Origin of the sequence: Methylobacterium sp. Leaf112, from assembly GCF_001423295.1 — a bacterium.
In the GTDB taxonomy this organism is placed as follows: Bacteria; Pseudomonadota; Alphaproteobacteria; order Rhizobiales; family Beijerinckiaceae; genus Methylobacterium.
In genome coordinates, this window is sequence record NZ_LMNG01000030.1 from 368472 (window position 1) to 386490 (window position 18019).

Below are 18019 nucleotides of genomic sequence, written 5' to 3' on the forward strand. Positions count from 1 at the left end.
TCGCGGGGGGCGGATAGCCTCGGGAATTCAGGGCGCACGCGGCCCGGAACACGGATCTTCCGGAGTGCCGGGCGGCGTTAGCTTAGCTTTGGGGCCGAAATCGGGGAGGAGGGCGGCGAGGATCGCCCGACGGTCCCCCGCCGGATCGATGAGGACGATGCGCCCCTCGGCGAGGCTCGCGGTCGTTGCCACCGCCACGGTCCGTTTCGGGCATGGTCCGAGGCAGCCGACCTCTACGAGGCGGGGCTTGAGGAGGCCCCCCTTCGACGATCCGCCGCACTCCTTCAGGGCGCGTTTGAGGATCGTGCGCACGGCGCCCTTGGGCAGTCCCTGACGCTTGGCGCATTTGGTGCAAACGAGAACGACATCACCGAATTTGGCCCGGGCGTACCGGATCTTATCGGGCGTCACATCGGTCAGGTCTCGTGTCATCGTGTTCCTCGGCGGGGCGGTCTGCCCGGCGTTCATTCGTTCCTGCGCTCGACCCGGCCGCTCGGGTCTAGCCACCCGGGCTCGACCGCTGAAGCCACGCCTTAAAAAGGGCCGAAAAACACGGGACTTCCCAAGGTAACGGCATGGGGTCGAAAGGGCTCCGCGCCGCCTCCGGTGCCATGGGTGCCGGAAGCGCGGTGTGGGGTCGCGTTCGCGCGCCGAGCCTTCAGGAATCCGATGCGATGAATGTCGACGAGGTCAAGCAGTCGGAGCGCCTGCGCGGGGTCATCGACCTCGCACTGCGGGCGGTCCCCGATCTGCGGCGCAACGCCGAGACCGTAGAACCGATCCCCACCGGCCGGGCGCCGACCCTCCTGCGCAGGGCGAGCGAACGCCTCGACTGGCGGCGCCTTCCCGGCCTGCGGCCGGCATCCTCCAAGCCGCCGAACCTCACCATCGACCTAATCCGCAACTTCAGCGTCTTCGTGCTGCTACCGACGCTGATGCTGGCGATCTATCTCTACGGCTTCGCCGCCAACCAGTACGTCGCCGAAGCACAATTCACCGTCCGGGGCAATGTCGAGCCCATGGAGGAGGCTTCGGTCGGCCAGTTCGCCGACCTGATCCAGAAGCATAACAGTCAGGACAGTTTCATCGTCAAGGACTATATCCAGAGCCAGACGCTGGTGTCCAAGATGGAAGAAACGTTGAAGGTCTCGGCGATGTTCGCCCGTGACGAGGCCGATTTCTGGACCCGCTATCGGCCGCCCCAGCCCATCGAGGACCTGGCTCGATACTGGCGTAAGCATGTCATCGCCCGCATCGACGTGATCTCGGGCGTGATCACCCTGACGGTTCGCGCCTTCACGCCGCAGGATGCGCTCGCGATCTCCAAGGAGGTGATCGCGCGCACCGAGGTGCTGATCAACCAGATCTCGCGCGCGGCCCAGGCCGATCTCGTCGCCCATGCCGAAGCCGATGCCGTGCGGGCGCAAACACGCCTGCGCGAAGCCCACCTCGCCCTTCAGAAATTCCGCAACCGCTGGGGCATCATCGATCCGATCAAGGCGGCGGAAGCGACGCTGACGACCCTCGGCAGCCTGCGCAAGGATCAGCTCAAGGCCGAAACCGATCTCCAGGTTCTTCGCGGCTCGAACCTCGACGAGAAGTCCCGCAGCATCCAGACCCTGGTCGCCAACCTCGCGGCGATCCAGCAGCAGACCAAACGGCTTCAGGATCAGCTGACGACGGAAGGTCTCTCGGGTTCCGACCCGTCGAACAACATGACCCGGGCGCTGCTCGAATACGAAGGGCTGCAGGTCGAGAAGACCATCGCGGGCAAACTGAACGAATCCGCCAATCTCATGGTCGATCGGGCCCGCGTCGCGGCCACGAAGCAGCAGATCTTTCTGGCGACCTTCGTGCCGCCGGATCTGCCCATCGCCTCTCTGTATCCGCAACGCGGATATGCCCTCGTCGTCGGCTTCTTCTGCTTCCTGGTGGTGTGGAGTTCCATCGCCCTGATCGTCGCCGGTTTGAAGGATCAGCGTCTCTGAGGCTGCGACCGATCCGGCCGGATCGGATCGCGGCTCTCGGTCAGCGGTTCGTCGTGGTATCTCGCCGAGCCGGCATTCCCGCCCGCCCATGCGTCACAGCCGGAACGACATGTCCGAATTCTCCGACCTCATCGCTCGCGCCGTAAACCCGTCCATGACGCGCGAGGCACGGGAATCCGTCTACGGCGTGGTCAAGGAAGCGGTGCAGCGTCTCCAGACCCGCGATGGGCTGGCGGCGGACGATCCACGCATCGCGCTGCAGCAGCACCTCGTCGAGGAGACGATCCGCGACGTCGAAGCCGATATCGCCCGCTTCGTGTCCCTGGAGAAGCTCGAGCGGGCGCACGCGGCCCAGGTCGCCGACGAGGCCGCGCGGAACCGCTGAGGGCCATTGGGGGGTGAGCTGAACCCAATCCCCCGTAAAGCGGTCTCCCTGGAGAGCCAGCGGCGAGCCCCGGAATGCTCGTCGGAGCACCTCCTTCACCCGGGCGTCAGCCGTAGGCGGCAGCCGCCCGCGCGCTGCCGGGTTCGGCCACGCTCAGACCGGCATCGACATACTCGTTGAGCTTGTTCCGCAGGGTCCGGATCGAGATGCCGAGGATCTTGGCGGCATGCGTCCGGTTGCCGAGGCAATGGTCGAGGGTGTCGAGGATCAGGTCGCACTCCACCTGCGCCACCGTCTGGCCGACGAGGCCGCGGGTGGCGGCTTCGGCGACGCGCGCGGCACGCTCGGCCGGACCGGCGGCGGGACCACCGATGCTTTCGCCCTCGGGCGTCAGGATCGCGTCGGGGCCGATCTCCGGACCGGAAGCCAGCAGAACCGCCCGGTGAAGGGTGTTCTCGAGTTCCCGCACGTTGCCGCGCCAGGGATTGGCACGGACGAGCCCCTGCGCCTCGCGGCTCAGGGGTCGCACGGGCACGCCGTTCACCTCGGCGTATTTCCGGGCGAAGTGGCCGGCGAGTTCGAGAATATCGGCGGGGCGCTCACGCAGAGGCGGCAACTTTAGGTGAACGACGTTGAGGCGGTAGTATAGATCCTCGCGGAACGTGCCCTTTCGAACCTCGTCGAGGAGATTGCGGTTCGAGGTCGCGAGCACCCGGATATCGACCTTGACCGGCGCCGAGCCGCCGACCCGGTCGATCACCCGCTCCTGGAGGGCACGCAGCAGCTTCGATTGCAGCCGCACGTCCATCTCCGAGATCTCGTCGAGAAGGAGAGTGCCGCCGCTGGCCTCCTCGAAGCGGCCGATACGGCGGGCGACCGCGCCGGTGAAGGCACCCTTCTCGTGGCCGAACAGCTCGGATTCGAGGAGCGCCTCGGGGATCGCCGCGCAATTGACGCAGACGAAGGGCTTGGCCGTGCGGTTCGACTTGCCGTGGACGTGGCGGGCCAGCACCTCCTTGCCGGTGCCGCTCTCGCCGGTGATGAGCACGGACGCCTCCGAGCGGGCGACCTGTTCGGCGAGCTTCACCACCCGCTCCATGGAAGCATCCCGCCAGACGAAGGCGCGCCCGTCTTCGGAGACCGCCTGCAGCACCGCGGCGATGAGCTCGGGGTCGGGGGGCAGGGGAATGTATTCGCGTGCGCCCGCCTGGATGGCCGCCACCGCCGCCTTGGCATCGGTGGCGATGCCGCAGGCGATCACGGGCGTGCGGATGCGTTCGTCGGTGAGCGCGGTGACGAGTTCGCGGATCGGCAGACCGACATCGATCATGATGAGGTCGGCGCCCTTGGCCCGCAGCACAGCCAGTCCCTGCGGCAAGCTCTCGGCATTGGTGACCGCCGCCCCCCTGTTCATGGCGATCTTGGAAGCGGTGACGAGTTCGCCGTTGAGGCGTCCGATGATGAGAAGCCGCATGGCTCAAGGTCTCCGTGTCGGGGCCTCGCGCGGGCGCGCGGTGGGCCGGGAATGGTCAGTGATCGTTCTTGATGATCTCGGTCATGGTCACGCCGAGGCGCTCCTCCACGAGGACGACCTCGCCACGGGCGACGAGGCGGTTGTTGACGAAGATGTCGATGGCCTCGCCGACCTTGCGGTCGAGTTCGAGCACGGCACCGGGCTGGAGCCGCAGCAGATCACCGATGGGCATGCGCGAGGAGCCGAGCACCGCCGAGACCACCACGGGCACGTCGAAGACCTGTTCGAGGTCGGCTGCACTCTTGGGTGTGGTCGGCGCCTCACGGATGGATTCGGTGCCGAGTCCATCGAAGGACGCATCCATTCCATTGAGCTGCGGCAGGGTGAAATCGTCCGACATGGTCTGGCTTTCAAAGGATCAGGCGTTGAGGCCGAGGGCATCGAGCACGGCGGCTTCGATGCGGGCGCGGTCGCGCACCACACCGCCGTCGGCCCATTCCATCCGGGCATCCCCCGGAGCGAGGTCGGGTTCCCCGAGAACCACGAGGCGGCCCTCGAAGCCACGCTCGCGCGCCAGACGCTTCACCAGGGCTTCGGCTTCGTCGACGAGGCTCTCGTGGACGCGGACCACGAGGTGAGGCACGCCGCGCAGATGCTGCAGGGCGGAACGGGCCGCATCGCCGATGGCGGCCAGGGGCTGCGCATCGAGAGCCTCGCCGGCGATGCGCCGGGCCAGCGCCACGGCGAAATCCATGGCCTGCGCCTCGCGCTCGGCGTCGCGTGCGTCCGCCTGGCCGAGCAATCCGGCCGCGGCGAGCCCGAGGCGCGTAAGGGCATCGGCCATGCGACCCTGCGCCTGCATCTCGGCCTGGGCGCGGCCCTCCTGCACGCCACGGGCGTAGGCGTCGGCCACCGCCTCGGCCAGGGCCGCATCGTCCTTGGGCGAGGCGACGCTGGCGGGGCGGGGCCGGAAGTCGGTGTCGAACAGGAAGGGACGGGCGTTCAATAGACCAGTTCCTCTTCACCACTCGACTTGGCGATCATGATCTCGCCCTTCTCGGCCAGGTCCTTGGCGAGTTCGGTCATCTTGGCCTGGGCCTCGTCGACCTCCTTGAGGCGGATCGGCCCGAGCGATCCCATCTCGTCGGTGATGTTCTTGGCCGCCCGGGTGGACATGTTCGACAGGAAGAAGCCGCGCACGCGCTCCTCCGCCCCCTTCAGGGCCCGGCACAGGGTATCGTTGTCGATCTTGCGCAGGAGGGTCTGCACGCTGCCCGGATCGAGCTTCAGCAGATCCTCGAAGGTGAACATCAGCTGGCGAATCTTCTTCGCCGACCCGCGGTTGGCCTGATCAAGGGCGGCGAGGAATCGGCCTTCCGTCTGGCGGTCGAAGGCGTTGAACACATCGGCCATGAGCTCGTGGGCGTCGCGCCGCGTCGTCTGGGCGATGGTCGAGACGAACTCGACGCGCAGGGTCTCCTCGATGTGGCGCAAGGCCTCCTTCTGCACCGTCTCCATGCGCAGCATCCGGTTCAGGACGTCGATGGCGAAATCCTCGGGCAGGATGGTCAGCACCTTGGCGGCGTATTCCGAGCGGACCTTCGAGAGAACCACGGCCACCGTCTGCGGGTACTCGTTGCGCAGGAACGAGGCGAGGATCTCGGGATCGATCTGGGTCAGGCTCGCCCAGACCCGCTTGCCCGAGGCCCCCTTGATCTCGGCCATGATCGAGGAAACCTGATCCTGCGGAAAGATCTTGAGGAGGAGCGATTCAGTCCGCTCGAAGTTCGACGTGATGCCGCCGCCCGACGACAGGCGCGAAACGAAATCGACGATGAGCTTCTCCACGGTCTCGGCCTCGAGGGAGCCGAGCTGGACCATGGCGTGCGAGACCTTCTTGACCTCGTCCTCGTCGAGCATCTGCCAGATCGGCGCACCTTCGGTATCGCCGAGCAGCAGGAGGAGGGCGGCGGCGCGCTGGGTGCCGGGCATGGCGGCGAAGGCCGCTCCGCCGGCATTGGCCAGTTCCGCCGCGATATTCAAACCCGAGGACATGGCCTCAACTCCTTAGGGACGACGCGCGAAAGGCTAGGCGGATCTCAGTTGTCGTTGATCCAGTTGCGCAGGACCTCGACGGTCTCGCCGGGGCTGGCACGGACCATGTCGACCACTCGTTGCACGGTTTCGGCCTGAACCTGGCCGTTGATCTTGGCGAAATCGACGAGGCGGGCGGTCGGGTTGTCGCGTGGCGCCATCATCGCATCCAGCGCAGGGTCGCCGGTGCTCGCGGACGGGCCGGCCACCAGTGCGATGGCGACGGGCTCGGCGGTGAGCACCCTGCGCAGGAGCGGACGCACCACGGCGAGCAGCACGATGAGGGTCAGCATGGCCAGGACCGTCAGCTCGACGATGCGCATGACGTCCTCCTTGGAGGGAGACATCAGGGACTGGACGAGGCTCGGCTCGATGAACTCGGGCGGGGCCGGAGCCTCCGCGAAGCGCAGGTTGACCACCTCGACCTGATCGCCGCGCGCCTTGTCGAAGCCGATGGCCGTGCGCACCAGGGTCGTGATGCGTTCGACTTCGGCCGCCGGGCGCGGCTGGTAGGTGGGTTTGCCGTCGGCCCCCGGCACGTAGGCTCCGTCGACGAGGACCGCCACGGAGAGCCGCTTGACCCGGCCGCCCTCGACCACCTCGGTCTTGGTCACCCGCGAGATCTCGTAGTTGGTGGTCTCTTCGTTCTTGTTCGTGGAATCCTTCTGGGCCGGGGCGGCGCCCGGCTGATTGGCTCCGGGCAGTTCGTTGCCGACGCTGACGGCCCCCTCGGTCCCGCCCGTCAGGGAGGTCTCGCTGCGGGTCTGGGTCGAGCGCACGACGCGGCTCTCGGGATCGAAGCTCTCGGAGCGGCTCTCGATGCGGTTGACGTCGAGTTCGGCACTGACCTGCACCCGGGCGCGGCCGACACCGACGATGCCGGCGACGATCTCCTCGATCTGCGCGCGCAGGCGCCGTTCGAGGCCGACCTGCTTCTCCTCGAGCCCCAGCCCCTTGTCGGCCTCTGCGTCACGGGCGCCATCGGCGAGAAGTCGGCCGCGCTCGTCGACGATGGAGACCCGCTCGGGCTTGAGCCCCTCCACCGCCGAGGCGGTGAGGTGGCGGATGGCGCGCACCTGGGACGGATCCAGGTCGCCCATGAGCTTGAGCACGATGGCGGCGCTCGGCGTCTCGCGGTCACGGTCGAACAGGCGCCGCTCGGGGATCACGAGGTGGACGCGCGCGGCCTGGACCCGGCCGATGGCGCGGATGGAGCGGGACAGTTCCCCCTCGAGGGCCCGCAGGTGGTTCACGTTCTGGACGAAGTTGGTGGACGAGAACGCATCGCCCTTGTCGAAAATCTCGTACCCCACACCCGCCTGGCCCGGCAGCCCCTTGCCGGCAAGATCCATGCGCAGGCGGGGAAGATCGGCGCGGGGAGCCATGATGGTCTGACCGGCATCGCCCTTGGTCTCGTACTTGATGCCCCGCGCATCGAGGTCGCGGATCACCGCGGAGGAGTCGGATATGGACAGGTCGGCGAACAGCACGCCCATGTCGGGCTTCGAGACGCGAAGGATCACGAAGGCGAAGAAACCGATCAGCGTCATGGTGACGGCGGCCATGGCGGCCAACCGCGCCGGCCCCAACTTCATCACCAGTTCGAGAACCGATTTCACCGCGCGACGCACCCACCCGAACAAGCGTGGCGGACACCCCGCCCCCGCCCGGCAAAATTTGCCCAGGCCGTGGTTAGCGAGCGGTTAACGATGCGGAGACCATCGCGGGAATCCGAACGAGCGCCCCCCGAAAACACGAAAAAACCGCGTCCCCTGGGGGGCGCGGTCTTTCGAGAGGATCGGCGGGCGCTTTCCCCGTCGGACGAGGCGGTCCCGGTCAGATCCGATTCGTCAGTGCCGGTAATGCTGGATGCGCGTGGTGCGCAGGCCGGCAAGGCCGTGCTGGTCGATGGAGAACTGCCAGCTGAGGAACTCCTCGGTGGTGAGGGTATAGCGCTGGCAGGCCTCCTCCAGGCTGAGCAGGCCACCCCTCACGGCGGCGACCACCTCGGCCTTGCGACGGATCACCCAACGGCGGGTAGTCGTCGGGGGAAGATCGGCAATGGTTAATGGACTACCATCAGGCCCGATCACATACTTCACTCTCGGGCGGCTTGGTTCGGTCATGATACGCTCTACAACTCGACTGACCTGTCGAGATTGGAAGCTACTTGCCTCCACTTAAAATATGTTGAAGCGGAACGATTGCATCTGATTCGTCTCGACGCTCATGTGGACAACCCTGTTCCGATGCTCCGCACGCTGCCGATTGGAACCCGTGCAGAGTCGATCAGGAGGACCGGTGCGGTGCCGCTGAGATCGATCCCGTCGACCTTGCCGGTGATCTGCGTATCGACGTTCACCTGGGTCCCCGTCGCGTCGCGGGCATCGACCTTGATGGAATAGGTTCCCGACGGCGCGCTCATCCCCGTGGATGCCCGCCCGTCCCACACATAGCTCTGCGCCCCGGCCGGCATGGCCTTGCTCTGCGTCGCCACGACGTTGCCCTGGGCATCCGTGATGGTGATGGTCGCCTGGGTGGCGGCGCGCGAGGGCGTCAGGGTCCAGGTGGCCGAGCCGCCGGCCAGATCGGCGGTCTTGCCGTCGGCGGTCACGGTCTGGCCGATGAAGCCCGTGGCGGAAGCCGAACTCGACGCCTTGGCGTTGGTGAGGATCGAGTCGAGGCGATCGTTGGACTTCAATTGCTGCTCGACGCCCGCGTACTGCACCAGCTGCTGGGTGAACTGGTTGGTGTCCATCGGGTCGAGGGGATTCTGATTCTTGAGCTGCGTCGTCAGCAGCGTCAGGAATTGCGTGAAGTTGCCCGCGATCTCCTGGGCGGACGTCCTGGTGGTCGAACTCGCCGACGCGGCGGTGTTCGCCAAGCTGCTGATGCCGGATGACATATCGGATGCCCCTTCAGATTCGGATGTCGAGGCCGGTCAGGCCCCTCAGGGTGCGTACGGGGATGGCTTCGAGGGCGGCGAGGCCCTCGGGCTGGTGGGAAAGGCCGGGTCCACCGGAGCGGCCATCGGGGCGGCGCCCATCGGAGCCCTTGTTCTCCGTGCCCTGGCCGCCGGACTGCGTGTCGCTGCGCAGGGACAGGCTGATGTTGGCCTCAGGGGCGTCGAGGCCGGCCTGCGAAAGGGCCTGCTGCAGGCTGCCGGCATCGCGCTGGAGCAGGGCGAGGGTCTCGATGCGGTCGACGACGAGATGTGCCATCACCGTCCCGCGCTCCTTGTCGATGTCGAGGCTGACGTCGATGCGTCCGAGTTCACCGGGATCGAGCCGGATCTCGAAATGGTTCGAACCCTGAAGTGAGCGTAGGCCGATGGTCATCGGCACGGCTCCCAACGGTACGGCGGGCGCGGCGGCTTGCGGCGCGGGGGCGGCCGTGACCGACGCACCGGACGCCGCCGTTGCGGCGGGCGCGGCCGAGAAGCCCGGCACGAGCGCATCAAAATTCTCCCGGACGGCGGACAACCCTTCGGGCATGGCGAACGCCGCGACGGGCTCGGCGCTGCCGAACGCCTCGTGCACGGCCACCGCCGCATCGGACTTGCCGCCGAGTGCCGGATCGAACTTTCCGGCCGCCGATATGTCCGGCCGGGCTAGGGTATTCTGCCCAGCGGCGGCGGGCGCCCCGCCCCTGGACGACGGGACGCCCCCGGATGGAAGCTGGAGCTGCCCCGTCGAGGACGAGACTTGCCCAGTCACGGCTGAGGCCTGACCCGCCGCATCCTGCCCCCCCGACACCGCGTCCCCAGCGGCGGATGTCTGCCCCCCTTGGCCGGGTCCTGCTTGGAGCATGGGCTGGGGCGGAGGGGGCGCGGGCAGAACGCCGAAGCCCATGAGGGAGATGGCCGGCTCGTCGGCCGACAGCTCGGCGGGGTCCGTGTCCTCCTCCGTCCCGTCGCCGGTACCCACTTCCGAGGAACCGATGATCGCCGCGACATTCGAACTGGCGAGGACCGCCCCGGCCATGCCCGCCTCGGGGGAGCCCGCAGCGCCGGCCGGAACGGGGGCGACGACGCCTGCCCGGTCCTGCGACAGGGCGTTCGTCCCAGCCCCAGCCTCGCCGGATGGGCCGGCATTCGCCTTTGTCGAGACCTTCGCCGGAGGAGCCGGGGCGTCACGCACGGCTCGGACGGGCGCCGGTGAGCTTTCAGCCCCGGAGGAATCGATCCTCGATGGCCCGGCCTTGGTCCGTTCCGTGGTCCGGGTCTGCCCCGTGTCGATGTCCGGCGTCCGGGCTCGCTCGGATCGGCTCGCGATGTTCGCGCGGGCAAGCTCGGCCCGGGCGGTCTGCGTACGGGCGTCCGGTGTACGGACGTCCTGGGGCCGGGTGGCCACAGTCGCACGGGACGGTTCGGGATCACGAACGACGAAAGCGGCCCGTGCCGGGGCTTGCGCCGAAACACGGGGGGCGGTCGGCGTCGCACGGCGCAGGAGAAAATCCGTTTCGAGGAACGTCTGCGCCATGGGTCCAAGGTCTCCTTGTCGGATCCTGGAGCAAGGGACGCGCCAGCCTCCCGAACCAGTCAATATCTTGTAAAGACGAGATTTTTTCGTCTCGGCCCGAAGGCGATGCGGCGAAATCTGCGCGTCGCCCGGCAAAACTTGCCGGGTCTGCAGAGGGATGCCCGACTCCGAATGAGCCGTTTCGTTCCTAGAGACGCGCTCGCTTCGAAGGCGCGGCCCGAGTCCGTTCCGGTGGCGATCGGCCCTGCCGGCCCTGTCCCTGGAACTCGGGCGCAAGGAACGCTATAGACTCGCGACCGGGACCGGACCGGCCCCGTCGGTGAAACCTGGCGCGATGAATTCCCTCGATCTTCCCAAGGCCCCGCACGAGACGCGTGTCGTCGTCGCCATGTCCGGCGGCGTCGATTCCTCCGTCGTGGCCGGCCTCCTGAAGCGCCAGGGCTACGACGTCGTCGGCATCACGCTCCAGCTCTACGATCATGGCGCCGCGACCCACCGCAAGGGCGCCTGCTGCGCCGGTCAGGACATTCACGATGCCCGCCGGGTCGCCGAAGTCCTCGAGATCCCGCATTACGTCCTCGATTACGAGGATCGGTTCCGGGAATCGGTGATCGACCGGTTCGCCGAGAGCTACCTCGCGGGCGAGACGCCGATCCCATGCGTCGAGTGCAACCGGTCCATCAAGTTCCGCGATCTCCTCGCCACGGCGCGCGACCTCGATGCGGACGCCCTGGCGACGGGCCATTACGTCGCGAGCCGGCCCATGCCGCAGGGCGGACGCGGACTGTACCGCGCCCTCGATCCCGCCCGCGACCAGAGTTATTTCCTCTACGCCACCACGGGCGAGCAGCTCGATTTCCTGCGCTTTCCCTTGGGTGAATTGCCGAAGGACGAGACCCGGCGCCTTGCCCACGAACTCGGCCTGTCGGTGGCCCAGAAGGCCGACAGCCAGGACATCTGCTTCGTGCCGCAGGGACGCTACGCCGACGTCATCGCCCGCCTGCGGCCCGACGCGGCCCGGGCCGGCGACATCGTCGATCTCGCCGGCCGGATCCTCGGTCGCCACGAGGGCATCGTCCACTACACCGTCGGCCAGCGCCGGGGCCTGCGCCTCGCCGTGGGCGAACCGCTCTACGTGGTGCGCCTGGAGCCCGACACCGCCCGTGTCGTCGTCGGCCCGCGCGAGGCCCTGGCCACCAGTCGCATTCGCCTCACCGACGTGAATTGGCTGTCCGAAAGCGTGCCGGTCGATCTGCCCGTGGCCGTGCGGGTGCGGTCGACGCGGGAGCCGCGCCCGGCCCATCTCACCCTCGACACCGCCGCCGGCACCGCCGAGGTCGTTCTGGCGACGCCCGAGGACGGCGTCTCGCCGGGCCAGGCCTGCGTGATCTACGCGGATGACGGCCCGCGTGCGCGGGTGCTCGGCGGTGGCACCATCCGGCGCATCGACGCGTTGCAGGCTGGAGCCGCGCAGGCGGCCTGACCCACTCTTCCACTTCCCACAGGACTTCGAGATCGACATGCTGAGCGAGCCGCGGGAGGCCGGTCCGAGCACCGCCCTGATGCGCAAGGCCTATGCCCGCTGGGCGCCGGTCTACGACGTCGTCTACGACAAGCTGACCGAACCCGCCGCCCGCGACGCCGTGGAAGCGGCCGTGGCCTGCGGCCCGCGCATCCTCGAAGCCGGCGTCGGCACCGGCCTCTCCCTGGGGTACTACCCGCGCACCAGCTTCGTCTGCGGAGTCGATCTGTCCGAGGACATGCTGAAGCGCGCCCGCGCCAAGGTGCTCCGGCGCGGCCTCACCCACGTGCGCGGTCTCCAGGTGATGGATGTCTGCCGCCTCGGCTACGCCGACGCCAGCTTCGACGCCGTGGTGGCCCAGTTCCTCATCACCCTGGTGCCAGATCCGGAAGGCGCACTGTCGGAGTTCCTGCGGGTGGTACGGCCGGGCGGTGAGATCGTGCTCGCCAACCATTTCGGTCAGACGGACGGGCCGATGGCCAAGGTCGAGGAGATCGTGGCCCCGCTCTGCACCAAGATCGGATGGTCGTCCGACTTCAAATCCACACGGATCGAGGCCTGGGCGCGGACCAACGGCGTCGAGTTCATCGGCGTCGCCCCGACCTTCCCGGGTGGCTTCTTCAAGATCCTGCGGATGCGCAAACGCGCCTGACACCGCAACCCCGCGAACCTCTGAATCCGGCCCGGCGCGTCCCGCACGCTCCGGGCTTCTTCATGATTGCGGCTTGGAATTTCATCCTCCTCCGAAGGTCCTTCGCGCGGTCGCACCGGACCAAAGCGTGGCTGTGGCGAGGTCGCAACACCCCAAAACCATCCAGACTTTGCCTTGGGAGGCGCCAGCCCCCGCCGCGATCCCGCCATAAACCGGGACCACCTCATGCCGTGCGGTAAACGGTAGTCCCCCCAACGATTTACCGCACAGTTCCGAGTCATTCGACGAGTGAACCACGTGGGTTCGCACGCCACCCGCGTGGGGTCGTGCGGCACACCGGACGACCGGACCTCATGTCCAAGCGTAGCAGGCCGGGGCGGCGAGATTGACCATGGACGCGCGCACCACCGACAAGTCCAAGCTTCCGAGCCGTCACGTGACGGAGGGACCCGAGCGCGCCCCCCACCGCTCGTACCTCTATGCCATGGGCCTCACCAAGGAGCAGATCCATCAGCCGCTCGTCGGCGTGGCTTCGTGCTGGAACGAGGCGGCGCCCTGCAACATCTCGCTGATGCGTCAGGCCCAGGCCGTGAAGAAGGGGGTTTCGGCCGCCAACGGCACCCCGCGCGAGTTCTGTACCATCACGGTCACCGATGGTATCGCCATGGGGCATGCCGGCATGCGCGCCTCCCTGCCGTCCCGCGAAGTCATCGCCGATTCCGTCGAGCTCACCATGCGCGGCCACGCCTACGACGCCCTCGTGGGGCTGGCCGGCTGCGACAAGTCCCTGCCCGGCATGATGATGGCCATGGTGCGCCTCAACGTGCCGTCGATCTTCATCTACGGCGGCTCGATCCTGCCCGGCTCGTTCCGGGGTCGGCCCGTCACGGTGCAGGACCTGTTCGAGGCCGTGGGCAAGGTCGCGGTGGGCGATATGTCCCTCGACGACCTCGACGAGCTGGAACAGGTCGCCTGCCCCTCGGCCGGCGCCTGCGGCGCCCAGTTCACCGCCAACACCATGGCGACCGTCTCCGAGGCCATGGGTCTGGCGCTTCCATACTCGGCCGGTGCACCGGCTCCCTACGAGATCCGCGACAGATTCTGCATGACGGCGGGCGAGAAGGTGATGGAACTCATCGCCAAGAACATCCGTCCGCGCGACATCGTCACCCGCAAGAGCCTCGAGAACGCGGCGGCGGCGGTGGCCGCTTCGGGCGGCTCCACCAACGCGGCCCTGCACCTGCCGGCCATCGCGCACGAATGCGGCATCAAGTTCGACCTGTTCGACGTCGCCGAGATCTTCAAGCGCACGCCCTACATCGCCGACCTGAAGCCGGGCGGGCGCTACGTCGCCAAGGACATGTTCGAGGTCGGCGGCATCCCGCTCCTCATGAAGACGCTCCTCGACCACGGCTTCATGCACGGCGACTGCATGACGGTGACCGGCCGCACCATGGCGGAGAACATGGAGCGGGTGCACTGGAACCCGGACCAGGACGTGGTGCGGGCCGCCAACACGCCCCTCACCCCCACGGGCGGCGTCGTCGGCCTGCGCGGCAACCTCGCCCCCGAGGGCGCCATCGTGAAGGTCGCGGGCATGCCGGCATCCGCCCAGGTCTTCACCGGCCCGGCCCGGGTGTTCGATGGCGAGGAGGCCTGCTTCGAAGCGGTCCAGAAGCGCACCTACAAGGAAGGCGAGGTTCTGGTCATCCGCTACGAGGGCCCGAAGGGCGGCCCCGGCATGCGCGAGATGCTCTCGACCACCGCGGCTCTGTACGGCCAAGGCATGGGCGACAAGGTCGCCCTCATCACCGATGGCCGGTTCTCGGGCGCGACGCGTGGGTTCTGCGTCGGCCATGTCGGGCCGGAAGCCGCCATCGGCGGCCCCATCGGCCTGATCCGGGACGGCGACGTCATCACCCTGGATGCGATCAACGGCACCCTCGACGTCGCCGTGAGCGACGAGGAGTTCGCCACGCGCCGGGCCGCTTGGACGCCGCGGACCAACTCGGCGACGTCCGGCTACCTGTGGAAGTACATGCAGACCGTCGGTCCTGCCGTGGACGGCGCGGTGACCCATCCGGGCGGCGCCGAGGAGACGCACACCTATGCCGACATCTAGGACCGCCCTCGGCCGCCCCGTGCGGCCGGACCGGGCCGCCCCGGATCGGCCGACGCGCGGACGGCTGCGCGTCGCCATGGCGGCCGGGCTCCTGTTCCTATGCGGAATGCCCGTGGAGGCGCTCGACGCCACTGCACGCACACCTGTGCCCCCGGCGGGCTATCGCACCGCCCGCGAGGCCCTGCGCTCGGGCGTGCGCGACTACAACGCCGGCGACAAGGAAGGCGCCGCGCGTGCCCTCGAATACGCCGCCGGCCAGGGCCACGCCCTCGCCCTGTGGAAGCTCGGCCGCATGTACGCCGAGGGCGACGGCGTGCCCCACGACGACCTCAAGGCGTTCGAGTTCTTCTCGCGCATCGCCGACGACACCACCGACGACGGGCCCGACGCTCAGAATTCGGGCGTGATGGCCAGCGCCTTCACGGCTTTGGGCGCCTACTTCCTCGACGGGATCAAGGGCACATACGTGCGCCCCAACCCCGAGCGCGCCTACGACATGTTCAACTACGCGGCGTCGTATTTCGGCGACCCGAACGCCCAGTACAACCTCGCCCGGCTCTACCTCGACGGCACCGGCGTCGAGGCCGATCCGCGCCAGGCCGCGCGGTGGTTCAACCTCGCGGCCGAGAAGGGCCACGCCCCGGCTCAGGCGCTCCTCGGCGAACTCCTCATCAACGGCCAGGGCGTGCCGAAGCAGCGCGCCCGCGGTCTGATGTGGCTCTCCCTGGCGCGCGAGGCCGCGCAGGGCCGTAAGGACGACTGGATCGTCACCCTGTACGACAAGGCCTGGACGGCCGCGAGCGAGGACGACCGCCTGACCGCCCAGGCACAGGCCCTCCAGGCGCAGGCCCAGGTCACCGGATCGGCCCGGCGCCGACGCTGAGGTACAAGCCGCAGCGTCGGGCCGTCCGGCCTACGGGTTCGTGCGCGCCGCGAGCGCCGTGATGAAGGACGGACGCTCCAGGGTCGTGGCGACGTAGCGGGCGAGCTTGGGCCAACGCGCGGCATCGACCTTCTCGTCGGCCAGGTGCAGGTTGTGGAAGCCGGTCACCACCGAGATATCCGCGATGCTGAAAGCGTCGCCCACAAGGTACGGCCCGTCGATCTGCGCTTCGAGGTAATCGTAGATCTTCGGCAGATCCTCGTTAAGCGCCTTCGTGACAGCGGCTTCGTCGCCCGGCTGGCCCAGCAATTTGGGCTTCACGACCCGGTTGGCGAAGGGGGCGATGATCACTGGAAACATTTCCGTATCGCCGAACTTGTCGAACCAGATCGCCCGGCCGCGTGCCTTGGCTTCCGTTGGCAACAGCGGCGGAGTCGGATGTTTCGCCTCGATGTAGAACAGGATTGCGGACGAATCCGCGAGGAGGAAACCGTCGTCGTCCATGGCCGGGATCTTGCCGAGCGGGCTGGCGGACTGAAAGGCGGCGTCGGGATCGTGGAAGAACAAAGGAATGTGCTCGGCGCTCTGCTCCTTCTCGGCAAGCGCCACGAGGACCTTGCGGACGTAAGGGGAGTAGCCGGTACCGTAGAGTTTCACGTGGGAAGGCTCCTGTTCCAGAGGGACGCGGCGTGGCAACCCGCCACCGGCCCCTTTGTTCAGGAAAAACCGACCCGAGCGGGATGAAGGTCAGGCGAGTTCCACCGTCACCGGTACGTGGTCGGACGGTTTTTCCAGCCCGCGCAGATGCTTTTGTACCGAGGCCGAGACCAGGCGATCGGCGGCCCGGGGCGAGAGCAGGAGGTGATCGATGCGAATGCCGGCATTCCGGTTCCAGGCACCGGCCTGATAATCCCAGAACGTGTAGAGGCCGGGCTTCGGATCGCAGGCCCGTAAAGCCTCGGTGTAGCCCTCGGCCAGGAGCGTGCGGAAAGCCGCACGGGTCTGGGGCAGGAAGAGCGCGTCATTCACCCAGGCCGCCGGATCGGACGCGTCCTCGGGCTCTGGGATGACGTTGTAGTCGCCTGCGAGCACCACGGCTTCCTCGCTGGTCAGGAGATCGCGGGCGTGGTGCCGCAGGCGCTCCAGGAACGCGAGCTTGTAGGGGTATTTCGGGCTGTCGACGGGATTGCCGTTGGGCAGGTAGAGCGAGGCGACCCGCACGGGTGCCGTATCGTCCCCCGTGATCAGGCCTTCGATGTACCGGGCCTGCTCGTCGGTCTCGTCGCCGGGCAAGCCGCGCCGGACCTCGCTCAGCACGAGGGGGGCCCGCACCAGCAGGGCGACGCCGTTATAGGCCTTCTGCCCCAGGGTCTCGACGGCATACCCCGCCCCTTCGATCTCGGCGCGCGGGAATGCCTCGTCCTGGCATTTCAGTTCCTGGAGGCAGACCACATCGGGCTTGGCCTCGTCGAGAAACGCCACGAGGTGGCCGACCCGCTGCTTGATGGAATTGACGTTCCACGTGACGATCCGCATGGGGCTTGATGTCCTGAACCTCGGCGTCGCCCGTCATCGGGGCTTCGCGCAGCGGTGGCAAGCCGTCGGGGCGATCGCGAAGTCGAAGATGGACCGGGAAAAAGGATATGCCCGACACGTGGTTCGCGCCGCTCCAGGCCTATTGCGAGCGAACCGACGCGACATTCTGGGCCGAGCCCATCAACGCGGTCTCGAACGCGTCCTTCCTGGCGGCCGCGTTCGCGGTGATGCGGCACGAGGGGAGGGGCAGGCGACCCGACGCTCCCGTGCGAATGCTGGCCGGACTCGTCGCCCTGGTCGGCCTCGGCTCGTTCCTGTTCCATACCCTGGCGGTACGCTGGTCGCTCCTGGCCGATGTCATTCCCATCGCGCTGTTCATCCACGCCTACTTCTTCCTGGCCTTGCGGCGCTTCTTCGATCTCGGGTCGGGGCCGGCCCTGGGTCTGACGTTGCTGTTCGCCGGGGTCGGCTTCGGTCTGGAACCGGCGTTGACGGCCTTGAGCGGCAGCGATGTCGATGCCGTCAGCAACGGCTCCATCGGTTACGTCCCGGCGATCCTGGCGCTCTTCGGTGTCGGCGCCGGTCTCGCCCGCTCGCCCGGAATCCCTCAAGCACCGGCGCGGCACGGGGCCGGGCGGGCGCTCCTCGGCATCGCCGCCCTGTTTGGCGTCTCCCTGGCTTTCCGGACCCTCGACCGGAGCCTGTGCGCGAGCGTACCTCTGGGCACGCATTTCCTGTGGCATGTCCTCAATGCCGGCGTCCTCTACGGGCTCCTCGTGACAGCCCTTCGCCACGGCGCACGGAAGGCGTGAGCACGCCGTCGGCGGGTTTGTTGCACCCCCTGGAAATTCGTTGCAGAAGAGCCCGCCGCTCCCGACCGGG

At 68.0% G+C, this 18019-nt stretch carries 18 protein-coding genes; 7 read left to right on the plus strand and 11 right to left on the minus strand.

Annotation, left to right across the window (positions count from 1 at the left end):
• Positions 1 to 27: 27 nt before the first annotated feature.
• Positions 28 to 432 (minus strand): hypothetical protein, encoded by a 405-nt coding sequence (locus ASF52_RS15625; protein WP_200918879.1) that lies wholly within the window; start codon positions 430 to 432, stop codon positions 28 to 30.
• A gap of 242 nt (positions 433 to 674) precedes the next feature.
• On the opposite strand from ASF52_RS15625, the gene ASF52_RS15630 reads away from it, so the two are divergent.
• On the plus strand, positions 675 to 1988 hold the full coding sequence (locus ASF52_RS15630) for a hypothetical protein (RefSeq protein WP_056174171.1): 1314 nt from the start codon (positions 675 to 677) through the stop codon (positions 1986 to 1988).
• 109 nt (positions 1989 to 2097) lie between these two features.
• Positions 2098 to 2373, plus strand: coding sequence for a hypothetical protein (locus ASF52_RS15635; protein WP_056174174.1), 276 nt, complete (start codon positions 2098 to 2100; stop codon positions 2371 to 2373).
• 106 nt (positions 2374 to 2479) lie between these two features.
• Here ASF52_RS15635 and flbD read toward each other — a convergent pair whose 3' ends face one another.
• The 8 genes from flbD to ASF52_RS15675 all read right to left on the minus strand — a co-directional run bounded on the left by flbD (position 2480) and on the right by ASF52_RS15675 (position 10422).
• Positions 2480 to 3847: a sigma-54-dependent transcriptional regulator FlbD gene (flbD, locus tag ASF52_RS15640; protein ID WP_056173943.1), complete on the minus strand. Its 1368-nt coding sequence runs from the start codon at positions 3845 to 3847 to the stop codon at positions 2480 to 2482.
• A gap of 55 nt (positions 3848 to 3902) precedes the next feature.
• Positions 3903 to 4247: a flagellar motor switch protein FliN gene (gene fliN, locus ASF52_RS15645; protein ID WP_056173945.1), complete on the minus strand. Its 345-nt coding sequence runs from the start codon at positions 4245 to 4247 to the stop codon at positions 3903 to 3905.
• An 18-nt stretch (positions 4248 to 4265) separates the two neighbouring features.
• Entirely contained in the window at positions 4266 to 4853 is a 588-nt protein-coding gene (locus ASF52_RS15650) for a FliH/SctL family protein (protein WP_056173948.1), read from the minus strand.
• A complete protein-coding gene (fliG, locus tag ASF52_RS15655; RefSeq protein ID WP_056173951.1) occupies positions 4850 to 5902 on the minus strand; it encodes a flagellar motor switch protein FliG in 1053 nt (350 codons plus the stop codon). Before fliG ends, ASF52_RS15650 begins: the two co-directional genes overlap by 4 nt.
• A 44-nt stretch (positions 5903 to 5946) precedes the next feature.
• Complete coding sequence (gene fliF / locus ASF52_RS15660; protein ID WP_056174176.1) at positions 5947 to 7560, minus strand: flagellar basal-body MS-ring/collar protein FliF; 1614 nt, start codon at positions 7558 to 7560, stop codon at positions 5947 to 5949.
• A 231-nt stretch (positions 7561 to 7791) separates the two neighbouring features.
• On the minus strand, positions 7792 to 8067 hold the full coding sequence (gene sciP / locus ASF52_RS15665) for a CtrA inhibitor SciP (RefSeq protein ID WP_018044452.1): 276 nt from the start codon (positions 8065 to 8067) through the stop codon (positions 7792 to 7794).
• A gap of 101 nt (positions 8068 to 8168) precedes the next feature.
• On the minus strand, positions 8169 to 8846 hold the full coding sequence (locus tag ASF52_RS15670) for a flagellar hook assembly protein FlgD (RefSeq protein ID WP_056173954.1): 678 nt from the start codon (positions 8844 to 8846) through the stop codon (positions 8169 to 8171).
• Between the two features lie 13 nt (positions 8847 to 8859).
• On the minus strand, positions 8860 to 10422 hold the full coding sequence (locus ASF52_RS15675) for a flagellar hook-length control protein FliK (protein WP_156630172.1): 1563 nt from the start codon (positions 10420 to 10422) through the stop codon (positions 8860 to 8862).
• 334 nt (positions 10423 to 10756) lie between these two features.
• Here ASF52_RS15675 and mnmA point away from each other — a divergent pair, with 334 nt between their 5' ends.
• The 4 genes from mnmA to ASF52_RS15695 all read left to right on the plus strand — a co-directional run bounded on the left by mnmA (position 10757) and on the right by ASF52_RS15695 (position 15601).
• Positions 10757 to 11905 carry a tRNA 2-thiouridine(34) synthase MnmA gene (gene mnmA, locus ASF52_RS15680; RefSeq protein WP_056173961.1) on the plus strand — a complete coding sequence of 383 codons (1149 nt, stop codon included), beginning with the start codon at positions 10757 to 10759 and terminating at the stop codon, positions 11903 to 11905.
• A gap of 37 nt (positions 11906 to 11942) precedes the next feature.
• Positions 11943 to 12596, plus strand: coding sequence for a class I SAM-dependent methyltransferase (locus ASF52_RS15685; RefSeq protein ID WP_056173964.1), 654 nt, complete (start codon positions 11943 to 11945; stop codon positions 12594 to 12596).
• 391 nt (positions 12597 to 12987) lie between these two features.
• On the plus strand, positions 12988 to 14718 hold the full coding sequence (gene ilvD, locus ASF52_RS15690; RefSeq protein ID WP_056173966.1) for a dihydroxy-acid dehydratase: 1731 nt from the start codon (positions 12988 to 12990) through the stop codon (positions 14716 to 14718).
• Positions 14705 to 15601: a tetratricopeptide repeat protein gene (locus tag ASF52_RS15695; protein ID WP_056173969.1), complete on the plus strand. Its 897-nt coding sequence runs from the start codon at positions 14705 to 14707 to the stop codon at positions 15599 to 15601. The genes ilvD and ASF52_RS15695 overlap by 14 nt, the downstream gene beginning before the upstream one ends.
• Before the next feature lie 30 nt (positions 15602 to 15631).
• Here ASF52_RS15695 and ASF52_RS15700 read toward each other — a convergent pair whose 3' ends face one another.
• On the minus strand, positions 15632 to 16258 hold the full coding sequence (locus ASF52_RS15700) for a glutathione S-transferase family protein (protein WP_056173971.1): 627 nt from the start codon (positions 16256 to 16258) through the stop codon (positions 15632 to 15634).
• A gap of 90 nt (positions 16259 to 16348) precedes the next feature.
• A complete protein-coding gene (gene xth, locus ASF52_RS15705; protein WP_056173974.1) occupies positions 16349 to 17137 on the minus strand; it encodes an exodeoxyribonuclease III in 789 nt (262 codons plus the stop codon).
• 107 nt (positions 17138 to 17244) lie between these two features.
• On the opposite strand from xth, the gene ASF52_RS15710 reads away from it, so the two are divergent.
• Positions 17245 to 17949: a ceramidase domain-containing protein gene (locus ASF52_RS15710; protein WP_056173977.1), complete on the plus strand. Its 705-nt coding sequence runs from the start codon at positions 17245 to 17247 to the stop codon at positions 17947 to 17949.
• Positions 17950 to 18019: the final 70 nt, after the last annotated feature.

Coding starts and splice junctions, on each gene's coding strand:
- ASF52_RS15625 (WP_200918879.1), bottom strand. CDS start 432: ATGACACGAGACCTGACCGATGTGACGCCCGATAAGATCCGGTACGCC.
- ASF52_RS15630 (WP_056174171.1), top strand. CDS start 675: ATGAATGTCGACGAGGTCAAGCAGTCGGAGCGCCTGCGCGGGGTCATC.
- ASF52_RS15635 (WP_056174174.1), top strand. CDS start 2,098: ATGTCCGAATTCTCCGACCTCATCGCTCGCGCCGTAAACCCGTCCATG.
- flbD (WP_056173943.1), bottom strand. CDS start 3,847: ATGCGGCTTCTCATCATCGGACGCCTCAACGGCGAACTCGTCACCGCT.
- fliN (WP_056173945.1), bottom strand. CDS start 4,247: ATGTCGGACGATTTCACCCTGCCGCAGCTCAATGGAATGGATGCGTCC.
- fliG (WP_056173951.1), bottom strand. CDS start 5,902: ATGTCCTCGGGTTTGAATATCGCGGCGGAACTGGCCAATGCCGGCGGA.
- sciP (WP_018044452.1), bottom strand. CDS start 8,067: ATGACCGAACCAAGCCGCCCGAGAGTGAAGTATGTGATCGGGCCTGAT.
- ASF52_RS15670 (WP_056173954.1), bottom strand. CDS start 8,846: ATGTCATCCGGCATCAGCAGCTTGGCGAACACCGCCGCGTCGGCGAGT.
- ASF52_RS15675 (WP_156630172.1), bottom strand. CDS start 10,422: ATGGCGCAGACGTTCCTCGAAACGGATTTTCTCCTGCGCCGTGCGACG.
- mnmA (WP_056173961.1), top strand. CDS start 10,757: ATGAATTCCCTCGATCTTCCCAAGGCCCCGCACGAGACGCGTGTCGTC.
- ASF52_RS15685 (WP_056173964.1), top strand. CDS start 11,943: ATGCTGAGCGAGCCGCGGGAGGCCGGTCCGAGCACCGCCCTGATGCGC.
- ilvD (WP_056173966.1), top strand. CDS start 12,988: ATGGACGCGCGCACCACCGACAAGTCCAAGCTTCCGAGCCGTCACGTG.
- ASF52_RS15695 (WP_056173969.1), top strand. CDS start 14,705: ATGCCGACATCTAGGACCGCCCTCGGCCGCCCCGTGCGGCCGGACCGG.
- xth (WP_056173974.1), bottom strand. CDS start 17,137: ATGCGGATCGTCACGTGGAACGTCAATTCCATCAAGCAGCGGGTCGGC.
- ASF52_RS15710 (WP_056173977.1), top strand. CDS start 17,245: ATGCCCGACACGTGGTTCGCGCCGCTCCAGGCCTATTGCGAGCGAACC.